Source organism: Methylobacterium sp. SyP6R (assembly GCF_019216885.1).
In the GTDB taxonomy this organism is placed as follows: Bacteria; Pseudomonadota; Alphaproteobacteria; order Rhizobiales; family Beijerinckiaceae; genus Methylobacterium.
The window spans coordinates 294457-317063 of the sequence record NZ_JAAQRC020000001.1; the positions used below are offsets into that span (position 1 = coordinate 294457).

Annotated in this window: 18 protein-coding genes; 15 read left to right on the forward strand and 3 right to left on the reverse strand. The window is 73.9% G+C overall.

Annotated elements, in window-relative coordinates; translation table 11 throughout:
• Positions 1-73 precede the first annotated feature (73 nt).
• The 9 genes from HBB12_RS01385 (at position 74) to HBB12_RS01425 (ending at position 9401) form a co-directional block, all read left to right on the forward strand.
• Entirely contained in the window at positions 74-1054 is a 981-nt protein-coding gene (locus HBB12_RS01385; RefSeq protein ID WP_236992627.1) for an AAA family ATPase, read from the forward strand.
• A 2-nt stretch (positions 1055-1056) separates the two neighbouring features.
• Positions 1057-1983, forward strand: a complete 927-nt coding sequence (locus tag HBB12_RS01390) for a DUF58 domain-containing protein (RefSeq protein WP_236987702.1) — start codon at positions 1057-1059, stop codon at positions 1981-1983.
• 4 nt (positions 1984-1987) lie between these two features.
• Complete coding sequence (locus HBB12_RS01395) at positions 1988-2413, forward strand: DUF4381 family protein (RefSeq protein WP_336886922.1); 426 nt, start codon at positions 1988-1990, stop codon at positions 2411-2413.
• A 5-nt stretch (positions 2414-2418) separates the two neighbouring features.
• The gene (locus HBB12_RS01400; RefSeq protein ID WP_236987704.1) at positions 2419-3399 is read left to right on the forward strand and encodes a VWA domain-containing protein; all 981 of its coding nucleotides are present in this window, start codon (positions 2419-2421) and stop codon (positions 3397-3399) included.
• Positions 3396-4316, forward strand: a complete 921-nt coding sequence (locus tag HBB12_RS01405) for a vWA domain-containing protein (RefSeq protein ID WP_236987705.1) — start codon at positions 3396-3398, stop codon at positions 4314-4316. The genes HBB12_RS01400 and HBB12_RS01405 overlap by 4 nt, the downstream gene beginning before the upstream one ends.
• Positions 4316-5140 (forward strand): tetratricopeptide repeat protein, encoded by an 825-nt coding sequence (locus tag HBB12_RS01410; protein WP_236987706.1) that lies wholly within the window; start codon positions 4316-4318, stop codon positions 5138-5140. The genes HBB12_RS01405 and HBB12_RS01410 overlap by 1 nt, the downstream gene beginning before the upstream one ends.
• A complete protein-coding gene (locus HBB12_RS01415; RefSeq protein WP_236987707.1) occupies positions 5134-6378 on the forward strand; it encodes a hypothetical protein in 1245 nt (414 codons plus the stop codon). The genes HBB12_RS01410 and HBB12_RS01415 overlap by 7 nt, the downstream gene beginning before the upstream one ends.
• 486 nt (positions 6379-6864) lie before the next feature.
• Positions 6865-8109 (forward strand): allantoate amidohydrolase, encoded by a 1245-nt coding sequence (locus tag HBB12_RS01420; RefSeq protein WP_236987708.1) that lies wholly within the window; start codon positions 6865-6867, stop codon positions 8107-8109.
• 14 nt (positions 8110-8123) lie between these two features.
• Positions 8124-9401, forward strand: a complete 1278-nt coding sequence (locus HBB12_RS01425) for an NAD(P)/FAD-dependent oxidoreductase (protein ID WP_236987709.1) — start codon at positions 8124-8126, stop codon at positions 9399-9401.
• A 157-nt stretch (positions 9402-9558) separates the two neighbouring features.
• Here the strand turns inward: HBB12_RS01425 and HBB12_RS01430 are convergent, their stop codons facing one another.
• Both HBB12_RS01430 and HBB12_RS01435 read right to left on the reverse strand, forming a co-directional pair.
• A complete protein-coding gene (locus HBB12_RS01430; protein WP_236987710.1) occupies positions 9559-11541 on the reverse strand; it encodes a PAS domain S-box protein in 1983 nt (660 codons plus the stop codon).
• 124 nt (positions 11542-11665) lie between these two features.
• Positions 11666-13825, reverse strand: a complete 2160-nt coding sequence (locus HBB12_RS01435) for a hybrid sensor histidine kinase/response regulator (protein ID WP_236987711.1) — start codon at positions 13823-13825, stop codon at positions 11666-11668.
• 249 nt (positions 13826-14074) lie between these two features.
• Between HBB12_RS01435 and HBB12_RS01440 the strand changes: the two genes are divergently transcribed.
• On the forward strand, positions 14075-15721 hold the full coding sequence (locus tag HBB12_RS01440) for a dihydroxyacetone kinase subunit DhaK (RefSeq protein ID WP_236987712.1): 1647 nt from the start codon (positions 14075-14077) through the stop codon (positions 15719-15721).
• Between the two features lie 1056 nt (positions 15722-16777).
• On the opposite strand, the gene HBB12_RS01445 is transcribed toward HBB12_RS01440, so the two are convergent.
• Positions 16778-17344, reverse strand: coding sequence for a Ros/MucR family transcriptional regulator (locus tag HBB12_RS01445; protein WP_236987713.1), 567 nt, complete (start codon positions 17342-17344; stop codon positions 16778-16780).
• 241 nt (positions 17345-17585) lie between these two features.
• Here HBB12_RS01445 and HBB12_RS01450 point away from each other — a divergent pair, with 241 nt between their 5' ends.
• The 5 genes from HBB12_RS01450 to HBB12_RS01470 all read left to right on the forward strand — a co-directional run bounded on the left by HBB12_RS01450 (position 17586) and on the right by HBB12_RS01470 (position 22545).
• Positions 17586-17801, forward strand: coding sequence for a ferredoxin (locus HBB12_RS01450; RefSeq protein WP_236987714.1), 216 nt, complete (start codon positions 17586-17588; stop codon positions 17799-17801).
• Positions 17798-19102 carry an NAD(P)/FAD-dependent oxidoreductase gene (locus HBB12_RS01455; RefSeq protein ID WP_236987715.1) on the forward strand — a complete coding sequence of 435 codons (1305 nt, stop codon included), beginning with the start codon at positions 17798-17800 and terminating at the stop codon, positions 19100-19102. The genes HBB12_RS01450 and HBB12_RS01455 overlap by 4 nt, the downstream gene beginning before the upstream one ends.
• Positions 19099-20349, forward strand: a complete 1251-nt coding sequence (locus tag HBB12_RS01460) for a cytochrome P450 (RefSeq protein WP_236987716.1) — start codon at positions 19099-19101, stop codon at positions 20347-20349. The genes HBB12_RS01455 and HBB12_RS01460 overlap by 4 nt, the downstream gene beginning before the upstream one ends.
• Positions 20350-20413: 64 nt before the next feature.
• A complete protein-coding gene (locus HBB12_RS01465) occupies positions 20414-21973 on the forward strand; it encodes an FAD-dependent oxidoreductase (protein WP_236987717.1) in 1560 nt (519 codons plus the stop codon).
• Between the two features lie 98 nt (positions 21974-22071).
• Positions 22072-22545, forward strand: a complete 474-nt coding sequence (locus HBB12_RS01470) for a MarR family winged helix-turn-helix transcriptional regulator (protein ID WP_236987718.1) — start codon at positions 22072-22074, stop codon at positions 22543-22545.
• Positions 22546-22607: the final 62 nt, after the last annotated feature.

Consider the following 22607-nt stretch of genomic DNA (forward strand, 5'->3'; position numbering starts at 1 on the left):
AAAAGCCGGCACAGGAAACACCGGCCCGAGGGGGGAGAGACACTGAATGGCGCGAGGCGCGGAGCAGACCGTGATGCGTAGCATCGCGGGAGCCGACGATCCGGTGCGCGCGCGGCTCCACGCCCTGCGGACCGGCCTCGAAGCGGGCCTGATCGGCGCGTCAGGCCTCGTCGAGCGGCTGCTGATCGGGCTCCTCACCGGCGGCCACCTCTTGATCGAGGGGGCGCCGGGCCTCGCCAAGACCCGGGCGGTCAAGCGCCTCGCCGACGGGCTGCACACCGGCTTTGCCCGTATCCAGTGCACCCCCGACCTGATGCCCGCCGACCTCACCGGCACCACGGTCTGGCGGCCCGACGGCGGCCGGTTCGAGTTCCTGGAAGGTCCCCTGTTCCACTCCCTGGTGCTGGTCGACGAGGTCAACCGCGCGCCGCCCAAGGTGCAGTCGGCCCTGCTGGAGGCGATGGCGGAGCGGCAGGTGACGGTGGCGGGCATCACCCACCCCCTGCCCGATCCGTTCATGGTGGTGGCGACCCAGAACCCGATCGAACATGCCGGCACCTTCCCGCTGCCGGAAGCGCAGCTCGACCGGTTCCTGCTCCACGTCGTCGTCGAGATGCCCGACGAGGCCTCCGAGCGCCGCATCCTCGACCTCGTCGAGGGCGAGATGACTGAGGAGGCCGCGCCGATGCCGGTGCGCCTGACCGCCGAGGAACTGCGCGCCGCCCGCACCGCTGCCCTCAAGACCCACGTCTCGCCGGCGCTCAAGGACTTTCTCGTCCGCCTCGTCGCCGCCACCCGGGCTGGGCCGGCGGCGGCGGATTTGCGCGGCGCCATCGAGCATCCGGTCTCGCCCCGCGGCACCCTCGCCCTGATGCTCGCCGGCAAGGCCCGGGCCTATCTGCACGGGCGCGATCACGTGGTGCCGGACGACGTGGTGGCGCTCGCCGGCGACGCGCTGGCCCACCGCCTCGCGCTCACCTGGCGCGCCGCCGCGGAAGGCCAGACCGCCCGCGCCGTGGTGGCCGACCTGCTCGACCGGGTGCACCCCCTCTGAGGATGGTGTCCACCGTGGCCCGGCCGCCTCCCAGCACAGACCCGCTCGGCGCACCTGGCATCGCCCTCGAGGCCGGGGCGCTGATGGGCCTGCGCCACCTCGCCCGCCGCGGCGCCGGGGCGACGACGAAGGCCCGCTCGGGCCTGCCCGGCGGCATCGTCACGCGGCGGCGCGGCCGCGGCAGCGAGCCCGACGACGTGCGCCTCTGGACTGATGGCGACGACGTGCGCCACATCGACCGCAACGCCACCGCCCGCACCGGCACGCTGCACGTGCGCACCCACCACGAGGAGCGCGACCGCGCCGTGGTGCTGCTGGCCGATTTCCGGCCCTCGATGCTATTCGGCACCCGCCGCTCCTTGCGCTCGGTCGCCGCCGCGGAGGCCCTGGTGCTGCTCGGCTGGCGCATCGCCGGCGACGGCGGACGGGTCGGCCTCTGCGCCGCCGCGCCCGAGCCGGTCGCCCTGCCGCCGCGGGCCGGCGGACGCGGCATGGCGGCCCTGTGCCAGGGCCTCGCCCGGGCGCATGAGAGCGCACTCGCGGCCCCGCTTCAGGCCGATCCGCCCTTGGGACCGGTCCTGGAACGGGCCCGCGCGCTGCTGCCGGCGGGCGGCCACCTGGTGCTGGCGAGCGCCCTCGACGCCCCGGGCGAGGGTTTTTCGGAGAGCGTGGCGGCGCTCGCCGAGCGGGTCTCCCTCAGTCTGATCCTGGTGAGCGACGCCTTCGAGCGCGCCGCGCCCCCCGGCCTCTACCCCTACGCCACCCCGGATGGGCGCCGCGGCACCGCCCGGATCGGCAAGGCGCCACCGGTGCCCGAGGATCGCCTCGCGGCCTATACCCGCCTCGGCGTCGCGGGTCTGCGCCTCGACACCGAATTGGGCCCGGAAGGCTTCGCCCCCCTGATGGAGCGGCTCGATGCCGTGCTGTGAGGGCGTGCAGTCCGTTCAAGCGGCGCTGGCAGGTCTTCGCGGCCTGCACGCCCCGCCCGATCCGGGCTGGATCCGGCCCGAGATCCTGGCTGCCGCCGCGGCCGGCCTGGCGCTGGCGGCGCTCGCCGCCTGGCTCGCGCCGCGCTGGCGCGCCCGCCCGATCCGTCGGGCGGCGCTCGCCGAACTCGCCGCCGCCCGCGCCCTGCCGCCGCCGGAGCGCCGCGTGGCTTTGGCGCGGTTGAGCCGGCGGCTCGCCCGCAGCCTGGAGGTCGAGGGGCCGGCGGGGCTCGATAGGCGTCTTGCTACCGATTTCTTCGGCAGCGGCCCCGGCCGGGCGCTCACCGAAAACCTCTACGCCCCGGGTCCCGCCCCCGATCTCGCCGCCGCGGAAGCGGGCCTCGCCCGGCTCCTCGCGCGCCTGCGGGCTTGAACACGATGGCCGGTCTCGCCTCCCTCGACTTTGCCGCACCCCTCGCCGGCCTGCTCCTGCCGCTGCCGCTGCTGGCCGCCCGCTTCCTGCCGCCGCGGCCGGGCGGCAGCGGGGCGCTGGCGGTGCCGCCCTCGCTCGTCGCCGGGCGCGAGCGCGGCGGGCCGCTCACCGTCGGCGTGCGCGGACGCGCGGCGCTCGCTTGGCTGTTCACTTGGCTGCTCTGGGTCTCGCTCGTCGCGGCGCTCGCCGGCCCGCGCCTGGTCCTGCCCGGCGCCGCGCTCCCGGCCTCGGGACGGGACATCGTGCTCGCCCTCGACCTGTCGGGCAGCATGGAGCGGATCGATTTCTCGCTCGACGGCCGCACCACCTCGCGGCTCGCGGCGGTCAAGCGGGTCGGGGCCGAATTCATCCGCCGCCGGGCCGGCGACCGGGTCGGCCTCGTGATCTTCGCCGATCAGGCCGACGTGGCCGCCGCCCCCTCCTTCGACACGCGGGCGGTCGCCCGGGCGCTGGAGGAGGCGCAGATCGGCCTCGTCGGCCGCTCGACCGGCATCGGCGACGGGCTCGGCCTCGCCTTGAAGCGCCTCAACGCCCTGCCGGGCCCGTCCAAGGTGGTGGTGCTGCTCTCCGACGGCGCCAACAATGCCGGCCAGACCACGCCGCGGGACGTGGCCGTGCTCGCCCACGAGCTCGGCATCCGGGTCCACACCATCGCGCTCGGCCCCCGCGACCTCGCCGACGCCGACGGCGAGCAGGACGTGGTCGATTCGCAAGCCCTGCGCGATGTGGCCGCGACGAGCGGCGGCCGGTTCTTCCGCGTGCGCACCACCGAGGACCTGCAAGGTGTGGCCGACAGCATCGACGCCCTGGAGGGCGGGCGCGACCGGGCCCCGCCGGTGCCCCTGCGCCGCGACCTGTGGCCGTGGCCGGGCGGGGTGGCGCTCCTCTCAGCGCTCGCGCTCCTGCTGACCCGGAGGGCGGCGTGACCGAGGCCTTCACGCTCCTGCGGCCCTGGTGGCTCCTCGCCCTGCCGCTCCTCGGGCTCCTCGCCTGGCGCGCCGCCCACCTTTCCGCGCCGCTGGGCGACTGGGTGAAGGCGGTGGAGCCGCACCTGATGGAGGCGTTGCAAGCCCGCGGCGCGGTGCGGCCGGGGCGGCGCGTCGGGCAGGGATTGCTGGTCGGCGCGGCCGCCCTCGTCGCGATCGGCCTTGCCGGCCCGGCGCGGGAGCGCCGCGACGTGGCGGGGTTCCGCAACCTCGACGCCACGATCATCGCCCTCGACCTGTCGCGCTCCGTCGCCGAGGGCGGGCGCCTCGGCGAGGCGCGGGCCCTGACGCAGGGGCTGGCCGAGGCCGCCGGCACCAAGGCGGTCGCGGTCGTCGCCTATGCGGGCGACGCCTATCTCGTGGCGACGCCGACCACCGACCGCGACTCCCTGAGCACCATCCTGTTCGCGCTGGACGGCGCCACCGTGCCGGACCGCGGCAGCCACCCGGCCCGGGCCCTGGCGCTGGCCCGCCGGACGCTGGCCGAGGCCGCGGTGGTGACCGGCGACGTGGTGCTGGTGAGCGACGGCGGCGGCCTCGACGACGCCACCTCCCGCGAGGCGTCGGCGCTCCGGGAGGAGGGCCACCGGCTGCACACCGTGCTGGTGCCTGATCCCGCCCTGCCGCCGGAGGCGCCGCGGCCCGACGGCTCCGGCCTGTCCCGCCTCGCGACCCTCGGCGGCGGCAGCGCCGGCAGCCTCGACGCGCCGGGCCCGGTCCTGGCGGCCGTCTCCGAGACGGTCGCCCACCACCTCGCGGAGGGCGGCTACACGGTGCTGGCCTGGCAGGATCTCGGCCGCTGGCTCGCCGGCCTGGCGCTGCTGCCGGTCCTGCTGCTCTTCCGGCGGAGCGCCTGATGCGCCACTTCCTCCTCGCCGCCAGTGTCGTCGCGCTCGTGGGGCTCGCGGTCGAGCCCGCCGCCCTCGCCCGCCTGCTCCTCGGGGCCGGGATGCCGGGGCTGGCGGCCCGCGTCAGCGACGATCCGGCCTGGCGCGGCACCGCCCTCTACGCCGCCGGGCGCTACGCCGAGGCGGCGCAAGCCTTTTCGAAATCGCCCTACAACCGCGGCAATGCGCTCGCGCGCGCCGGCGAGCTGAAAGGGGCGCTCGCCGCCTACGAGGCGGCGCTCGCCCGCGACCCGTCGGACGAGGACGCCAAGGCGAACCGCGAACTCGTCGCGCGCCTCCTCGACACGCCGGACGCCCCCGGCGGCCGCACCGCCGGCCAGGCGAACGCCAAGGCCGACGCCGCCACCCGCTACGCCACCAAGACCGAATCCGACGCCAACGATCCCGGCACGGCGTCCACCGGCGACGGTCTCGCCGGCCACCGCGAGTCCTCGTCGGCCGCCGATTCGCCGGGGAATTCCAAGGCTGCCCGCACCGGCCGGGCCGAGCAGCGGGCGGTCGATCCCGGCCGCGGCCAGGCCCGGGGCTCGGCCAGCGACGCGGAGGGCGGCGGGCGCCGGGGCGGCGGCAATGCCAGCGTGTCCGAGGTGGTGGAACGCGAGGTGCGGCGGGTCTCGAAGAGCTTCGAGGCCCGGGAGATCCGCCCGGACCGGCACTGGCTCGCGACCCTGACCGACGATCCCGGGCGCTTCGTCTCCTTGCGCGTCCTCGCCGAGCAGACCCGCCGGCGCGAGGCCGGCACCGCCGTCCAGCCCGGGAGCAACCCATGGTGAGGCAATCCATCGGGTATCTCGTCGCCCTGGTGGTCATGGCCGTCACACCGGCTTTCGCCCTGGAGGACGGCGATCTCAGCCTGACCGTCACCGCCGAGGTGCCGGGCGGCGCCACCCCCTACCCGCGCGAGATGGTGCTGCTGCGCATCCGCGGCACCTACCGGGCGCAGATCGCCCTGGAAGACCTGCGCCAGCCGAGCCTGCCGCATTTCGGCTGGACCCAGCTCGGCCGCGATCACTGGTCCCGCGTCACGATCCAGGGCCAGGAGGCGCGCGGCTTCGAGCGCACCGTCGCGGTGTTCCCGCAGGGGCCCGGGCGCTTCGTCATCGATCCCTTCGTGCATCGCCTGACGATCGTCGATGGCGGCGAGCGCCGGGTGGTCGAGGTGCGCTCCTCCCCCCTGCCCCTCGAGGTCGCGGCCTGGCAGGGACCGGGCGGGCCGGACGCCCCCGAGCCCTGGTGGCTGGCGGCGCAGGACGTCACGGTGACGGACCAGTGGGAGCCCGAGCCCGAGACCCTCAAGCTCGGCGAGCCGGCCCGCCGCACCGTGACGCTCGACGTCCGCGGCGTCACCGCCGATGCCCTGCCGCCGCGGCCGGTCTTGCGCACCCGCGGCGTCCTCACCTTCGCCGGCCCGGTCGAGCGCCAGACCCGCATCACCCCGGCGGGGCCGGTGGCACGCGTCACCTATCGCTGGGACGTGCGCCCCGGCGTGCCGGAGCCGATCACGCTCTCGGCGATCGCGATCCCGTGGTTCGACACCCGGGCGCGGGTGATGCGCGAGGCCGAGATCCCGGCCCGCATCGTCGGCGGCCGGGCCGCCAAGGTCACCGAGGAGGCGCCCCCTCCCCCGGCCTCGCCCTGGCGCGCACTCGCCGCGGGGCTCGCCGCCTTCGGGCTGGGTCTCGGTGCCTGGGGCGTCTCGCGCCACCGCGAGGCCCCGGCGGCCTCGGCCCTGCGGGCGCTCGCCCGGGCCGCCCGGCGGCGCGACGCACGCGGTTTCCACGCTGCCCTCACGGAGGCTGCCCGCCGCGATCCGGCCCTGGCGGCGGCGTGGCGCACCGATCCCGGGATCGTTCTGCGCCTCGACGCTCTCGATGCCGCCTTGTTCGGCAAGGGCGATGCCCCGGTGCCGGACCTCGCCGGCCTTGCGCGGGACCTCCGGAAGATCCGGGTTCCCGCCGCGATTCCCGATGCGCTCGCGCCGCTGGACGGCAAGCGCACGGCGCAGGCCTGATCTCGCGGGGCGCGGGGCTGTCCGGGACACTGATCGAGCCGAGAACGGCGCGGGTTCTCCCCCCTCTGCGGCAGGGCTGTTCGGGGAAGGATGAAGCGCGGGTTCCCTCCTCTCCCCGCGGGCGGGGAGAGGGCCGTGCCGCCGTTCAGGGGGCACGGCGAGCCCGAAGGGCGGGGGTGAGGGGGTGTTTCCGGATGAGACTCCTCCGGCACCGCCCCCTCACCCCCGCTCCAGCTTCGCTTCCGCTTGCTGCTGACCCGACAAGGGGTCAGCAGCCCTCTCCCCGCCCGCGGGGGGAGGGGAAACCCGCGCCTTTTCTTTCCCCGAACAGCCCTGCCTCTGCGGGGGAGGGACGATGCCCGGGCCTCTGTCCCCCGACATCCCGCCACATCACGCGGGCATGCACCGCGGGTTGCCTCGACCGGCACCGACCCTGCATACCGCCGGCACCAAGCCCGCAGGGTCGCGAGTGCCATGACCGATGCCATGACCGAGACCACCCCCCGCCTCGGCGCCCGCGTGATGGCGCTGATCGACGATCTCGCCCGCCACACCGACGAGCCCGGCCGGCTGACCCGGCTCTACCTCTCGCCGGCCCACCGGGCGACGGCCGAGGCGGTGCTCGGCCTGATGCGGGAGGCGGGGTTCGCGGCCCGGATCGATGCCGCCGGCAGCGTGGTCGGGCGGATCGAGGGACGCGAGCCGGGGCTGCCGGCCCTGGTGCTCGGCTCGCATATCGACAGCGTGGTCGATGCCGGGCGCTACGACGGTCCGCTCGGGGTCGCGGCGGGCCTGGTCGTGGCGCAGGAGATCCGCGCCCGCGGCCTTCCGCTCCCCTTCGCCCTGGAGGTGGTCGCCTTCGGCGACGAGGAGAACGTGCGCTTTCCGACCTCGCTCTCGACCTCGAAGGCTTGGGCCGGGCAGTATAGAATGGAGTGGCTGGAGGGCCGCGACGCCGCCGGAACCACCTTGCGCGAGGCGCTCGCCGCGTTCGGCGGCGACCCGGACGGCATCCCGGCCCTCGCGCGGCGGCCCGACGAGATCGCCGGCTACCTCGAGATCCATATCGAGCAGGGTCCGGCGCTCGAAGCGGCGGCGCAGCCGGTGGGGGTGGTCTCCGGCATCGTCGGGCTCACCCGGGCGCGCTGCTCGGTGACGGGCGAGGCCAACCACGCCGGCACCGTGCCGATGGGCCTGCGCCGGGACGCGCTCGCCGCCGCCGCCGAGATGGCGCTCGCCGTCGAGCGCCTGGGCGAGGCCGTGCCGGGCGCGGTCGCGACGGTGGGGTCCCTCACGGTGGTGCCCGGCGCCGTCAACGTGATCCCGGGCCGGGTCGATTTCAGCCTCGACCTGCGCGCGCCGGACGATGCCGACCGCGCGGGCCTGTTCCAGGCGATCCAGGCCGAGTGCCGGGCGATCGCGCAGCGGCGCCTGGTGGGATTTTCCTCCGAGACCTTCATGGACAACCCGGCGGTCGCCCTCGATCCGGGCTTCCAGGCCGCCCTCGACCGGGCGGCGCGGCGCCTCGGCCACGCGCCCCTGCTTCTGCCCTCCGGCGCCACCCACGACGCGGTGGCGATGGCGGCGCTCGGCGCTTCCGCGATGCTGTTCGTGCGCTGCCGCGGCGGCATCAGCCACAATCCGGCCGAATCGATCACCCTGGAGGATGCCGACGCGGCGACGCGGGTGCTTCTGGGCACGGTGCTCGACCTCGCCGGCCTGCCCCATTGAACGAGACGAGAGCGATGCAGCAGGACGAGCAGACGGCCGACATCGTGGTGGTCGGCGGCGGGATGGTGGGGCTGTCCTGCGCCATCGCCCTGAAGGATCGCGGGCAGGACGTGGTCCTGTGCGATCCCGGCGAGGCCCGGGCGCGCACCTCCTACGGCAATGCCGGCGTGGTGAGCCGCGGCTCGATCCTGCCCATGGCGAGCCCCGCCCTGTGGGGCAAGCTGCCGGCCTACCTGCGCAACGCCGATGCGGGTTTGCGCCTGCGCCACCTCCACCTCCTGCGGGTGCTGCCCTGGGTGGCGCATTTCCTGGCGAGCGCCCGCACCTCTGCCTGGCGCCGGGCCGCCGACGCGCTGGCCCCGCTCACCGACGCCGCCTATCCGGAGCACCGCCGCCTCGCCGACCGGGCCGGCGTGCCCCACCTCCTGCGCGAATGCGGCTGGGTGAAGCTCTACCGCACCGAAGAGGCCTTCGCCGGGGCGGCGCTCGAGCGCGAGATCCTGACGCAGCACGGCGTGCCGTTCGAGATCCTGGACGGGGCGGGCGTACAGGCGCTGGAGCCGGCGCTGATCCGCCCCTTCGCCCGGGCGATGCTGCTGCCGGAGACCGGCGCGGTCGGGGATCCCGGCGGCCTCGTCGAGGCGGCCGAGCGGCTGTTCTCGGGTTTGGGCGGGCGCGCGATCCGCACCACCGTGAGCCGCCTCGAACCGGGCCCGGAGGGCTGGCGCGTCGTCCATCCGGGCGGCGCGATCCGGGCGCGCCAGGTGGTGCTGGCGACGGGAGCGGCGGCCAACGAGCTGTCCCGGCCCCTCGGCTACCGCTTCGCCTTCGCGGCCGAGCGCGGCTATCACCGCCATTACGCGCTGCACCCCGGCAGCCCGCCCCTCACCCGCCCGATCTACGACACCGGTGCCGCCTCGATCCTGTCGCCGATGGGCGAGGGACGGGTACGGGTGCTGTCCGGCGTCGAGGTCGCCGACCGCCATGCCGAGCCGGACTATTCCCAGATCGAGGCGGCGGCGCGGGAGGCCTCCGGCACGGTGCGCCTCGGCCAGCCGCTCGACAACCGGCCCTGGCTCGGCTCGCGCCCCTCGACCCCGGACGGCCTGCCGGTGATCGGTCCCGCCCCGCGCCATCCCGGCCTGATCTTCGCCTTCGGCCACGGCCATATCGGCCTCTCGACCGGCCCGATCACCGGCCAACTCGTCGCCGACCTCGCCACCGGCCGCACACCGACCGTGCCGGTGGCGCCGTTCGCACCGGGGCGGCTGCTCGGGTGGCCGCGGTTATAGGCCGGCGCGATGCCGCGTCCGGTCGGCCCGGCATCGGCACGACCGAGCCGCGTGATTCGGAGACGACCGACACCGGCGAAGGGTTCGATGATCGGAGCGGGTGGTAAAAAGCCGGCTAACGAAACACTTTCTTACGGAAAACGATCGGGTGTTCGCTTCAATCCACGAAGCGGACCCCGATCTCGCATCCATGCTGGCGCACGACCTCGCACGCGCGCACCGGCTTGCCGTCGACCTTGCCGTCGACCTTGCCGTCGATCTCCAGCATGATCCGGACCGGCAGGCGCACCGGGCGCTCGAGGGAGAGCTTGGCGCCGGACTTCGAGAGATTGAGTACGAGGCAGAGCATCGACTCCACCGGCCCGGACGCCGGTGGCAGCGCGATCCGGCCGGGCAGCGAGGTGCGCATCCGCTCGTCGATCCGCCGCTCTTCGAGGCCGACCAGCCACTCGTCGAGGGTGGCGGCGATCTCGGCGACGCCCGCCGCACTGGTCTGGACGTTGGCGTTGACCTCGCCGGTGGTGATGCGCTGGTGCTCGCTCGCCGCCGCGGTGTCGGCGATGAAGCCCTGGACGGCATCGACCGCGCCGCGGATCGAGCCGAGCGCCGCCCCGACCTCGCGCGACACGCCCTGCATGGCGCCGATCTCGGCCGAGATCCGGCCGGTCGCGGCGCTGGCCTGGCCGGCGAGGCTCTTCACCTCCGCCGCCACCACGGCGAAGCCCCGGCCGGCGGCACCGGCGCGCGCCGCCTCGATGGTGGCGTTGAGCGCCAGGAGGTTGATCTGCTCGGCGATGGCCGTGATGACCTCCACCACCCCGTTCATCGCCTGGGCGGCCTGGTCGAGCCGCGCGGTGGCGGCGCCGGCCGTGCCCATCCGCTCCTGGATCTCGTCCACCGCCCGGCGCGAATCCCCCATCCGGGTCGCGATCGAGACGGAAGTCCGGTGCAGCTCCTCGGCCGCCCCCGAGACCGCCTGGACCCGGGTCAGGGTCTGCTCGGCCGTCGCGATCGCCGCCGCCCGCACAGTCATGCTGTGGGTGACGTCGGTGGCGAACTTGATCACCTTGGAGGGGCGCCCGTTGAGGTCGAGGACGGGGGTGTAGGTGGCCTGGATCCAGACCTCCCGCCCGCCCTTGCCGAGGCGCTGGTACACGGCCGACGCGTAGCGTCCGGCGCGCAAGGACTCCCAGAATTCGGCGTAGGACCGGCTCGCGGCCTGGTCGGGGGAGACGAACAGGCGGTGGTGGCGGCCGACGATCTCGTCGAGGGTGTAGCCCATCGCCGTCAGGAAATGGCCGTTGGCATCCAGGATGGTGCCGTCCATGTCGAACTCGATCACCGCCTGCGAGCGGAGCGCCGCCTCGATCTTGCCGGCGGTGTCGGCCGCGTGCTGCTTGGCGGCGGTGATGTCGGTGGCGTACTTGACGATCTTGAGCGTACGCCCGGCCGCATCGAGGATCGGATTGTAGGTCGCCTGGATCCAGATCTCCGCGCCGTCCTTGGCCCGGCGCTTGAATTCGCCCGCCTGGTATTCGCCCCGGGCGAGCCGGGCCCAGAACGCGCGGTAATCCGGCGAGGCGGCCTCGCCTTCCGTCACGAACATCCTGTGATGGCGGCCGACGATCTCGTCGGCGCGATAGCCCGTTGCGGCGAGGAAATGCGGGTTGGCGTCGAGGATCGTCCCGTCGGGGGCGAAGTGGATCACCGCCTGCGAGCGGTTGATCGCGGTGATCTGTCCGGCGGCGTCGATCGCCGCCCGTTTCTCGGCGGTGACGTCGAGGGCGAACTTCACGATCCGGAACGGCCGGCCGGTCAAGTCGAGCACCGGGTTGTAGCTGGCGCGGATCCAGACCTCGCGCCCGCCCTTGGCCAGGCGCCGGTACTCGGCGGTCTGGAACTCGCCCCGGCGCAAGGTCGCCCAGAACGCCTCGTAGGCCGGGTCCGCCGCCTCGGCGGGATCGACGAACAGGCGGTGGTGGCGCCCGCGCACCTCGCCGAGGGTGTAGCCCATCAGCCGGAGGAAGTTCTCGTTCGCCTCGATCAAGGTGCCGTCGAGGCCGAAGGTCACGGTGGCCTGCGAGCGCTCGATGGCGTCGAGCTTGGCGGTCTTGCCGGAGCGGCGCGCGGAGGCGAACATGTTTTGTCCCAGACGATCGTGGGCGTTTGTCCCGTTCAAGCACGGGGCGCTTAACGCAATGTCACCTCGCGTAACCCCGCGTCAGGCTGCCGCATGTCGGGCGGGCCCCGATGGACCACCCCGCTCAGGACCGGGCGAGCATCTCGCGGATGCGTGACGCCAGGGCCTCGACCCCGAAGGGCTTGGTCAGCACCTGCATGCCGGGCCCGAGCCGGCCGGTGCCGAGCGCCGCGGTCTCGGCATAGCCGGTGATGAACAGCACCTTCAGGCCCGGCCGCCGCACGCGGCCCGCATCGGCCATCTGGCGCCCGTTCATCCCGCCGGGCAGTCCGACATCGGTGACGAGGAGGTCGATGCGCGCGTCCGATTGCAGCACCGTGAGGCCCGCCGCGCCGTCGGCCGCCTCGATCGCCGTGTAGCCGAGATCCTCCAGCACCTCGGTCACCAGCATGCGCACGGTCGGCTCGTCGTCGACGATCAGCACCGTCTCGCCCTGCTCGGCCCGGGGCGCCGCAGCGAGGGTCGCGGGTGCGGCATCCGCCTCGGAGCTGCCGTGGTGGCGCGGCAGGACGAGGCGCACGGTGGTGCCGCGTCCGACCTCCGAGTCGATCCGCACCTGGCCGCCGGATTGCTGGGTGAAGCCGTAGATCATCGACAGGCCGAGGCCCGTGCCCTGGCCGATCGGCTTCGTGGTGAAGAACGGCTCGAACACCCGGGCGATCACGTCGGGGGCCATGCCAGTCCCGGTATCGGTCACGCCGAGCGACAGGTAGTCGCCCGGCGGCAGGGAGTCGCTGGGCGGCAGATCCTGCGCGCGGGCCGCCGCTTCGTCGAGGCGCAGGTTCGCGGTCGCGATGGCGATGCGCCCGCCCTCGGGCATCGCGTCGCGGGCGTTGAGGCAGAGGTTGAGGAGCGCGTTCTCGAGCTGCGGCGGATCGACCAGCACGGTCCAGAGGTCGGGCGCGCCGTCGACCGCGATCTCGATCGCCGGGCCGACACTGCGCCGGATCAGCTCCTCCATCCCGGCCACCAGCTGGTTGACGTCGGTGGGGCGGGGGTCGAGGGTCTGGCGGCGCGAGAAGGCGAGCAGCCGGTGGGTCAGCGCCGCGGCGCGCCGGGTCGCCCCCTGCGCCGCCGCCATGTAGCGGTCGACATCCTTGAGCCGGCCCTGGCCGATGCGGGTCTGCATCAGTTCGAGCGCGCCCGAGATGCCGGCGAGCAGGTTGTTGAAGTCGTGGGCGAGGCCGCCGGTGAGCTGGCCCACCGCCTCCATCTTCTGCGACTGGCGCAGGGCCGCCTCGGCCCGCATCAGCTCGGCGGTGCGCGCGGCCACCTGCTGCTCCAGGGTCTCGGTCAGGGCCCGCAGCATCGTTGTGGCGCGGTCGCGCTCCGCCTCGACGGCGCGGCGCTCGTTCACGTCGATGAGGACGCCGGGAAAGCTCAGCGGCGTGCCGTCCGGCGCGTGGTCGACCCTTCCGTTCGCCTCCAGCCAGTAATACTGCCCGTCGGCGCGCCGGGTGCGGTACTGGTGGGCATAGGTGCCGCCGCGGATCACCACCGCGTCGATCGCCGCGATCAGCCCGGCCCGGTCGTCCGGATGCACCGTCTCGATCACCTGCTCCAGGCTCAAGCCCTCGCGGCCGTGAGCCGGATCGAGGCCGAAGCTGCGGGCGAAGGCCTCGTCGACGGTGAAGCGGTCGTTCGGCAGGTCCCAGAACCAGGTGCCGATGATCGCGCCGGCCGCCAGCGCCAGCTGGACCCGCTCGATGTTCTCCCGGGCGATCGCCTCGCTCTCGCGCAGGCGCCGGGTCGCGACCACCTGGGCGGTGGTCTCGTTGGTGAGGATGAACAGGCCGGCGACGCGGCCCTCGCCGTCGAGGACCCGCGAATAGGAGAAGGTCCACCAGGTCTCGGCCTCGCCCCGGTCGGTGCCGAGCGTCCACGGCAGGTCGACGAAGCGCCGGCTGCGCCCCGCGAAGGCGTCGTCGATGATGGGCTTGGCCTGCTCCCAGCCATCGGCCCAGACCTTGTCGAAGCGCTCGCCCATCGCCCAGTCGAGCCGGGGCCCGAGCAGCGGGAAGTAGGTCTCGTTGAAGAAGAAGTGCAGGTCCGGCCCCCAGGCCAGGATCATGCTCTCGGGCGAGTTCAGCACCAGCGAGAGCGCCGTGCGCAGGGCCTCGGGCCAGGTCTCGGGGGGCCCGAGCGGGTGGCTCGACCAGTCGCGCGCGCGGATCATCGCGGCCGCGCGGCCGCCGCCGGCCAGGAATGGGAGGGGGTCACTCATCGGCGGGCGGCGGGTTCACCTGGGCAAGGTCGGGCTCTACGCCGCTGCGACACGGCCCGGCGGGTCTCGAAAGTCGGTTCGGGCGCCGGGCGAAGGCCGGCCCGGACGAGTCGCGTCTTATCGCCCGAAGCGACCGATTCGGCAAAGCCGTTCGGCGCCGGCCCGCGCGGCTCTCCCGCCATGGCGGGAGGCCTACGCTTTTGGCAGGATCGGCCGCGAGCGCCGCGCCGCGCCGCAGGGGAGGACCGGATGGCCCATTTCATCAACGACCGCGCCGCGCTGGTGGCGGAGGCGGTGGACGGCCTCGTCGCGGGCAGCGGCGGGCGGCTCGCCCGCCTCGACGGCGACCCGGCGATCCGGGTCGTGTTGCGGGCCGACTGGCGGGCCGACCGGGTCGCGGTCGTCTCCGGCGGCGGCTCGGGCCACGAGCCGGCCCATGCGGGCTTCGTCGGGCGGGGCCTCCTCACCGCGGCGGTGTGCGGCGACGTGTTCGCCTCGCCCTCCGTCGATGCGGTGCTGGCGGGCATCCTGGCGGTGACCGGGCCGGCGGGCTGCCTCGTCATCATCAAGAACTATGCCGGCGACCGGCTGAATTTCGGGCTCGCCGCCGAGCGCGCCCGAGCCATGGGCTTGTCGGTCGAGACCGTCACGGTCGCCGACGACGTGGCCATCCCGGGGGCGGCGCAGGCCCGGGGCATCGCCGGCACGCTCCTGGTGCACAAGGTGGCGGGCCACGCTGCGGAAGGCGGCCGGCCGCTCGCCGAGGTCGCGGCGGCCGCGCGGGCCGCCGCCGCCGCGGTCAAGTCCCTCGGCCTCGCGGTCTCGGGCTGCACGATGCCGGGCGGGGTGGCGGAAGCCCGCCTCGCGCCGGGCCAGGCCGAGCTCGGCCTCGGCATCCACGGCGAGCCCGGCATCGAGCGCATCGCCCTGCCGCCGGCCGCCGACCTCGCCCGACTGATGACGGCGCGCCTCGGCGAGGCCGTGCCGGGCGATCGCCCGCTCGCCCTCCTCGTCAACACCCTCGGCGGCACCACGGCCCTGGAGATGCAGGTGCTGACGGGCGCGGTGCTGGCGACGCCGCTCGGCCGCCGGGTGCGCCTGCTCCTCGGACCGACCGCCGCGATGACGGCTTTGGACATGCACGGCATCTCGCTCTCGGTCATGCCTCTCGACGCGGCGGCGCAGGACGCGCTCGAAGCCGCGACCGAGGTGGCGGCCTGGCCGCTGGCGGTGCCGGTGACGCCGGCGACGCTCCGCCCCCTGCCCGATCGCGTCGCGCGGCTAAGCTCGGCCGCCTCCCCCTCGCACGACCCCGCGGTCGCAGGTGCGATCACGGCGGTCTGCACGGCCTGGATCGAGGCGGAAGCCGACCTCAACGCCCTCGACGCGCGGGTCGGCGACGGCGACACCGGCACCACCTTCGCGGCGGCGGCCCGCGCCGTGCTCGCCGATCTCGACCGGCTGCCGCAGGCCGAGCCCGGCGCCCTGTGCCGCGCGCTCTCCGACCGCCTCGCCCGGGTGGCCGGCGGATCGAGCGGGGTACTGATGTCGATCTTCTTTGCCGCTGCCGGTTCCGGCCTCGCGGAGGGGCTGGGCTGGTCCGAGGCGCTGATCCGGGGGGCGGACAGGCTCCAGGCCCATGGCGGCGCCCGGCCCGGCGACCGCACCCTGCTCGACGCCCTGGTGCCGGCCCTCGCGGCCCTGTCCGAGGATGGCGTGACGGCGGCGGCGCGGGCGGCGGAAACGGGAGCCGCCGCCACCGCCCGGATGACACGGGCCGGCACCGGCCGGTCGAGCTACCTCGCCGCCGCCGACCTCGACGGGGTGGAGGATCCGGGTGCGGTCGCGGTGGCCCGTGCCTTCAAGGCCCTGGCCTCCGCGGCTGCGGGGCGTTGAGCTACGCCGACGGTCGGTGCGAGGGCCCGGGCGATGGGCCCCGGCCGATCGTTCCCTGCATCGCAGCGCGGGCCTGAGCAATGACGTGTGATACGGTTTCCGGATTGATCGCTTCGCGATGTGGAAACCGGCTTCGCTCAGGCGAGGCGCCAAGATCCCCGCTCTCGTATCGCGGTACGCGACACAGCAGGTCGCGTGGTGCGGGAGCGACGGCCGTGCGCAAGAACCCTCCCCCCTCTGCGGTCTAGCGGATTTATACCAACGGTCGTTGAAAACGACCTCTGGTTCCGATCTCGAATTTTCGCCAAGCCCGAGGTCCCGGACTTCTGGGTTTGGTGTCGGAAATTCGAGTTGGGTCAACGGCCCCGTCGATCTCGGGCTTGCCCGAGATCGACGGGGGAGGAGAGGCGCGCAATTTTCGCAAGGGGACGGCGCTCAGACCGAGATGTGCGAATCCGCTCGCCTCTGCGGGGGAGGGTGCCCGGCTGCGAGTGCGAAGCACGCGTGGGCCGGGCCGGAGAGGGGCAGCGCGACGCTCATCCAGCGAGCGCCCTTCATCATGGTCGCCTCCGGAAGCGGCGTCCCCTCTCCCGGCCTGCTCCGCAGGCCACCCTCCCCCGCAGAGGGCAGGGCTGTCCGGGGAAAGACGAGGCGCTGGAAATCCCCTCTCCCCGCGGGCGGGGAGAGGCTTTCGTCCCCCTTGTCGGGGACGAAAGGAGCGGAGGCGAAAGCCGGAGCGAGGGTGAGGGGGGGGCCGGAGAAGCCTCACTCGTCGAGACCCCCTCACCCTCGCCCTTCGGGCTTGCCGTGCCCCCTGAACGGCGGCACGGCCCTCTCCCCGCCCGCGGGGAGAGGGGAAGATCAGCGCCTCGTCTTTCCCCGGACAGCCCTGGCGCAGAGGGGAGGGTTCAGACGCGCTTCCCGTCGTTCCCGCACCCGCACAGCTTCCTACGGCGCATTGTGCCCCCTATGGAGGAGACGATCTGAGCGCCTGATCTTTCGGAGGAGGCTCCAGAGCGCCCTGCCGCCCGGCGGAACGGCGAGACGATCCTTGCCTCAGGCGCCGCGACGGCCGCGGCGCGGCTTGCCCTCGCCCGGAGGAGAAGCCTCGGGCGCAGCGGCCGGTTCGGCCGGCGTCTCGGGGGCAAAGGACTCGGGTGCAAAGGGCTCGACCGCCTCGGTCCCCTCTTCCTCCTCGCTCCGTACGGGGCGGCGGCGCTGCTGGCCGAGGCCGAGCGAGCGGGCCAGCTCGGAGCGCTGCTCGGAGTAGCTCGCCGAGGTCATCGGATAGTCGTGCGGCAGGCCCCATTTCTGGCGATAGGCTTCGGGTGTCAGGCCGCGCAAGGTCAGGTGGCGCCGCAGCGTCTTGTACGACTTGCCGTCCTCGAAGCTGATCAGGAAGTCGTTGGTGATCGAGCGGCGGATTTCCCCGGGGGTCGCCTTGGGGTGGACCGGCTCGGGAGGAGCTTTGGTCCCCTTGGCCATCTCGCTCAGGGCGCCATAGACGTCCGAGATCAGCTTCGGCAACTCGGCGCTCTGCAAATGGTTGCTGCTGACATAGGCAGAGATGATATCGGCCGTCAACGTGACGATCTGTTCGTGAGTGTTGGCTGTCTCTTCCATCCCGGAACGCCCTGAGAATCACTGAAAATCGGCTTCCTATCCTTAAGTTCGCAGTCCCCGAAAAGGCAAGGATTATCTGTTGATAAAAATCACAAAACCCCAGCAAGAGATCGATCGACCTAACAAGCGCGTGCGGGTTCGATCGCCATGCTGCCCGATTGGGCGAGGCCGCGGCCGGAACCCGGTCCTGCCGCTGCGGTTCTCCCGCCGGATACCGGGGAATCGTGCGGGAGAGGCCTGGATGCGCGTCGTCGTCGACCTGAATCGCTGCCAGGCCTATGCCCAGTGCTGCTACGCGGCGCCGGACCGCTTCGTGCTGCGGGGCGACGAGATCCTGGTCTACGATCCGGCCCCGCCCGCCTCGGACCGCGCGGCGGTCGACCGGGCGGTGCAGGCCTGCCCGGTCCGCGCCATCCGGGTCGAGCACGATCGCGCTCCGGCGGAGCGCGCGGCGTGAGGGACGGGACGATCGTGATCGCCGGCGCCTCGCTCGCGGGTCTGCGCGGCGCGGAAGCCCTGCGGGCGCACGGATTTGCCGGCCGCCTGATCCTCGTCGGCGACGAGCCCCACCTCCCTTACGACCGCCCTCCCCTGTCGAAGCACGTCCTCACCGGCGAGATCGCGCCCGGCGCCACCACCTTGCCGGGTGTCGGCACCGTGGAGGCCGAGTGGCGCCTCGGCGCGAAGGCGCGCGGCCTCGACCGGGCCGGCCGGGCGCTCCTGCTGGCGAATGGCGAGCGCCTCGCCTTCGACCGTCTGCTGATCGCCACCGGAGCCCGCGCCCGGCCCTGGCCGAAGCCCGAGGAGGCGCGATTGTCCGGCATCCACACCCTCAGGAGCCGGGACGATGCGGCGTCCCTGGCGGCGGGGCTCGCGGCCCGGCCGAAGCGGGTGCTGATTCTCGGCGCCGGCTTCATCGGCTGCGAGGTCGCCTCCAGCATCCGCGCCCTCGGGCTGCCGGTCACGGTGGTCGATCCGGCGCCCGCGCCCCTCGCCCAGGCGCTCGGCCGCGTCATCGGCGGCTTCATCGCCGGGCGGATGGAGGCGGCGGGGGTCGATCTGCGCCTCGGCGTGCAGGTGACGCATCTCGAGGGCGACGGCCAAGGAGAATGTGTGATGCGGCGCGCCCGGCTCGACGATGGCGGGACGATCGAGGCCGATTGCGTCGTGGTGGCGTTGGGCGCCGTGCGCAACACCGACTGGCTCGCCGGGTCCGGCCTCCGGGCCGACGAGGGCGGGCTGTCCTGCGATTCCGCCTGCCGCGCCCTCGACGAGGCGGGGCGGCCGGTCCCGGACATCTTCGCCGCCGGCGACGTGGCGCGCGTACCCTACCCGCTCTACGGCGGCCGCCCGGTCGCCCTGGAGCATTGGGGCAACGCCGTCGCGCAGGCCGCGCACGCCGCCCGGGCGATGCTGGACGGGCCGGAGGCGGCCGGCGCCTATGCCGAGCTGCCGGCCTTCTGGTCGAGCCAGTTCGGGCTCAACATCAAGTCGCTGGGCCTCACCGAGGGGGCCGACGCGGTGGCGATCGTGCAGGGCAGCCCGCGGACCGGCCGGTTCCTGGCGGTCTACGGCCGGGCCGGGCGGACGATCGCCGCGGTCTCGGTCGATGCCGGGCGCTGGCTCCCCGCCTATGAGGGCCCGATCCGGGACGGCGCGCCCTTCCCGCCGATCACCGGCGGCGCCGACCAGCCGGACCCGGATCCGGTATCGCCGGGCCTGCCGGCGCCCGCGACCGCTCGAGGCGATCAATCATGACCGAGACCCCCGACGGTACCCTGTTCGCGCAGGTCCGCGATCCCGCCCACCGCGCCGATCCCTATCCGCTCTATGCCCGCCTGCGCGCCCATCCGGTGGCGCGCCAGGACGACGGGACATTCGTGGCGAGCGGCTACGAGGCGATCCGCGCCCTCCTCGCCGATCCGCGGGTCAGCTCGGAGGACCTGCCGCCGGCCGAGCATCCGGCCACCGGCAACCCGGTCAAGGACTGGATCGTCAACCCGCTGAAGGACTGGATCACCGACCGCCACCGCCCCTTCATCTTCCGCGATCCCCCCGACCACGGCCTGTTGCGCCGCCAGGTGATGGCGCAGTTCACGGTGGCGCGGGTGCGGGGCATGAAGCGGCGCACGGAAAGCTTGGTGGCGCAGTGCCTGGACGCTTGTGCCGGTTCCCGCCGCTTCGACCTCGTCGACGACCTCGCCTATCCGCTGCCCGTCACGGTGATCTGCGAGCTCCTCGGCGTGCCGCGCGAGGACGAGCCGCGCTTCCACGCCTGGGCGACGCAGCTCGCCACGGCGCTCGAGCCCGAGAGCCGCAACGACCCCGACCTGCGCGCCCGCAACACCGAGACCTTCGACGCGATCGCCGACTACATGCGCGACCTGGTCCGCGAGAAGCGCCGGGCGCCGGCCGACGACATGCTCTCCGGGCTCGCCACCGCCAAGGACCCGCAGGCCGGGCGGATGAGCGATCCCGACCTGATCGCCACCGCGATCCTGCTCTTGATCGCCGGCCACGAGACCACCGTGAACCTGATCACCAACGGGATGCTGACGCTGCTGCGCCATCCCGACGAACTGGCGCGCCTGCGCGCCGACCCGGAGCGGGCGCCGCGGGTGATCGAGGAACTCTTGCGCTACGAGCCGCCGGTGCATTTCCGCACCCGGATCGCGCGGGCGCCGATCCCGATCGCCGGCACGGTGATCCCTTCGGGCGCGCCGCTGGTGCTGCTGTTTGCCGCCGGCAACCGCGATCCGGCCCGCTTCCCCGATCCCGATCGTTTCGATCCGGACCGGACCGACAACCAGCATTTCGGCTTCGGCGGCGCCCTGCATTACTGTGTCGGCGCGCCGCTCGCCCGGATCGAGGCCGAGGCCGCTCTGACGGCGCTGACCGCCCGGCTCAGCGGGCCGCGCCTCGCCGAGGACCCGCCGCCCTACCGGCCCGGCGCGTCCTTGCGCGGTCCGAAGCGCCTCCTGCTCGATATCGATGGAATCGGCTGAAGGCACCGTTACGGCACCCGCGCGTTGCCTGCCGACGATGCAGCGACGATGCTGAGGGCGGGCCATGGCTGAGACACAGGACAAGCAGGACAAACCGGATTTCGCGCGCGGAATCCCGTCGGGCGACCTGCCCGAGGGGGCGATGGTCGAGGGGACCCTCGGCGAGGACAAGGTGCTGCTCCTGCGCCGCGACGGCGTGGTGACGGCGATCGGCGCCCGCTGCACCCATCTCGGGGCTCCGCTCGCCAAGGGCATCGTGGCGGAGGGCGAGATCCGCTGTCCCTGGCACCATGCCCGCTTCAGCCTGGAGACCGGCGAGGCGGTCGGCGCCCCGGCCTTCGATCCGCTGCCCTGCTACCGCGCCGAGGAGCGCGACGGCCGCATCACCGTGACCGGACGGCGCGAGGCCGCGGCCAAATCCCCCGGCAAGGGGGTACAGGTCCCCGGCAAGGTCGTCATCGTCGGCGGCGGGGCCGGGGGACATGCCTGCGCCGAGTGGCTGGCCCGGGCCGGCCACGGCGCCGCCGTCACCCTGGTGAGCGACGATCCCGATCCGCCCTACGACCGCACCTTCTGCTCGAAGCAATATCTCTCCGGCAAGGCGCCGCGCGGGAAGACGCGGCTTGCCGCGGAAGGCTTCTACGGCGGCGACGGCCCCCGCTACCTGAGCGACCGGGTGGTCTCCATCGATCTCGGGGCCGAGGAGATCGTGACCGCGGGCGGCGAGCGCCTGGCTTACGACGCCCTGGTGATCGCCACGGGCGCCGCGCCGCTTCGGCCGGACGTGCCGGGCTTCGAGCGTCCGAACGTGCACACCCTACGCAGCCTTGAGGACGCCGACGCCCTGATCGCGGCGGCCGAGAAGGCCCGCTCGGTCGCGGTGGTGGGCGCGAGCTTCATCGGCCTCGAAGTCGCCGCCGCGATGATCGCTCGCGACAAGGCGGTGACGGTGGTGGCGCCCGAGGCGATACCGCTCGCCACCATCCTCGGCGAGGCGGTCGGCCGCTTCGTCCAGGGCCTGCATGCGGACAAGGGCGTCATCTTCCGCCTCGGCCGCAAGGTGACGGGCTTCGACGGGACGGCGCTCGCCCTCGACGACGGCAGCCGGATCGAGGCCGACCTCGTGGTGCTCGGCACCGGCGTGGCGCCGCGCACCGACCTCGCCGAGGCCGCCGGCCTGACGCTGGCGGGCAAGGACGAGGGCGGCGGCATCGCGGTCGATCGTCGTCTCGCCACCTCGGCGCCCGGAATCTACGCCATCGGCGACGTCGCCGCCTATCCGGATCCGAGGAGCGGGCGGCGCCTGCGGGTCGAGCACTGGGTCCATGCCCAGCGCCAGGGCCAGCACGTCGCCCGCGCGCTCCTGGTAGGGGCGGCTTCGGGCGAGACGGCGCCGTTTGCCGAGACGCCGTTCTTCTGGAGCGGCCATTACGGCACCAGCCTGCGCTATGTCGGCCATGCCGGCTCGGCGGAGGATGTCCGGGTTGAGGGCGATGTCGGCAAGGGCGATTTCGCCGTGACCTACCGTGAGGAGGGCCGCGACGCCGCGCTCGCCACCTGCAAGCGGGACAGGCAGTCGCTGGAGGTCGAGGCCGCGTGGGACCGGGAGGGCGCCGCGGGCTGATCCCGGAACCCCGGGCGCGGCCTCCCGGCTTGCGCCCGGGCCCGATCGCGGGCAGGTGGCGGATCTGGTTCCACGGTCGACCGAGAGCCCGTCCAGCGTTGCCGAGCGATGATTCCCCGGGCCTCGCCCGCCTCGAAGGCCTGATCGGCTACACCCTGCGGCGGGCGCAGGTCGCGGTCTCGCGCAGCTTCGTCGAGCTGTTCGCCGATCTCGACGTGCGCCAGAGCCAGCTCGGCGTGCTCACGGTGATCGAGGGCAGCCCTGGCCTGCGGCCGAGCCAGGTCGGCGCGGCGATCGGCATCAAGCGGGCGAATATCGGCCCGCTCCTCGACGAGCTGGAAGCCCGCTCCCTGGTGCGCCGCGAGCCCGACCCGACCGATCGCCGCTCGCAATCCCTCTTCCTCACGGAGGCCGGCGAGGCCCTGATGGCCGAGCTGCACCGCCGCGAGGCCGCCCACGAGGAGCGCATCGCCGCCTTCCTGAACCCGCAGGAACGGAGCGCGCTCCTCGACCTGCTGCGCCGGCTGGAGCAGGGGGCGGGGGATGAAGCGGGACCGGATGACGTGGAGTGAGGTCGCTCGCGGAACTCCGGCTACGTCGTGCGTCCTGAGGACTGCGGCCACTCCGTCCTGCC

Coding starts and splice junctions, on each gene's coding strand:
- HBB12_RS01385 (WP_236992627.1), top strand. CDS start 74: ATGCGTAGCATCGCGGGAGCCGACGATCCGGTGCGCGCGCGGCTCCAC.
- HBB12_RS01390 (WP_236987702.1), top strand. CDS start 1,057: ATGGTGTCCACCGTGGCCCGGCCGCCTCCCAGCACAGACCCGCTCGGC.
- HBB12_RS01400 (WP_236987704.1), top strand. CDS start 2,419: ATGGCCGGTCTCGCCTCCCTCGACTTTGCCGCACCCCTCGCCGGCCTG.
- HBB12_RS01410 (WP_236987706.1), top strand. CDS start 4,316: ATGCGCCACTTCCTCCTCGCCGCCAGTGTCGTCGCGCTCGTGGGGCTC.
- HBB12_RS01415 (WP_236987707.1), top strand. CDS start 5,134: ATGGTGAGGCAATCCATCGGGTATCTCGTCGCCCTGGTGGTCATGGCC.
- HBB12_RS01420 (WP_236987708.1), top strand. CDS start 6,865: ATGACCGAGACCACCCCCCGCCTCGGCGCCCGCGTGATGGCGCTGATC.
- HBB12_RS01425 (WP_236987709.1), top strand. CDS start 8,124: ATGCAGCAGGACGAGCAGACGGCCGACATCGTGGTGGTCGGCGGCGGG.
- HBB12_RS01430 (WP_236987710.1), bottom strand. CDS start 11,541: ATGTTCGCCTCCGCGCGCCGCTCCGGCAAGACCGCCAAGCTCGACGCC.
- HBB12_RS01435 (WP_236987711.1), bottom strand. CDS start 13,825: ATGAGTGACCCCCTCCCATTCCTGGCCGGCGGCGGCCGCGCGGCCGCG.
- HBB12_RS01440 (WP_236987712.1), top strand. CDS start 14,075: ATGGCCCATTTCATCAACGACCGCGCCGCGCTGGTGGCGGAGGCGGTG.
- HBB12_RS01445 (WP_236987713.1), bottom strand. CDS start 17,344: ATGGAAGAGACAGCCAACACTCACGAACAGATCGTCACGTTGACGGCC.
- HBB12_RS01450 (WP_236987714.1), top strand. CDS start 17,586: ATGCGCGTCGTCGTCGACCTGAATCGCTGCCAGGCCTATGCCCAGTGC.
- HBB12_RS01460 (WP_236987716.1), top strand. CDS start 19,099: ATGACCGAGACCCCCGACGGTACCCTGTTCGCGCAGGTCCGCGATCCC.
- HBB12_RS01465 (WP_236987717.1), top strand. CDS start 20,414: ATGGCTGAGACACAGGACAAGCAGGACAAACCGGATTTCGCGCGCGGA.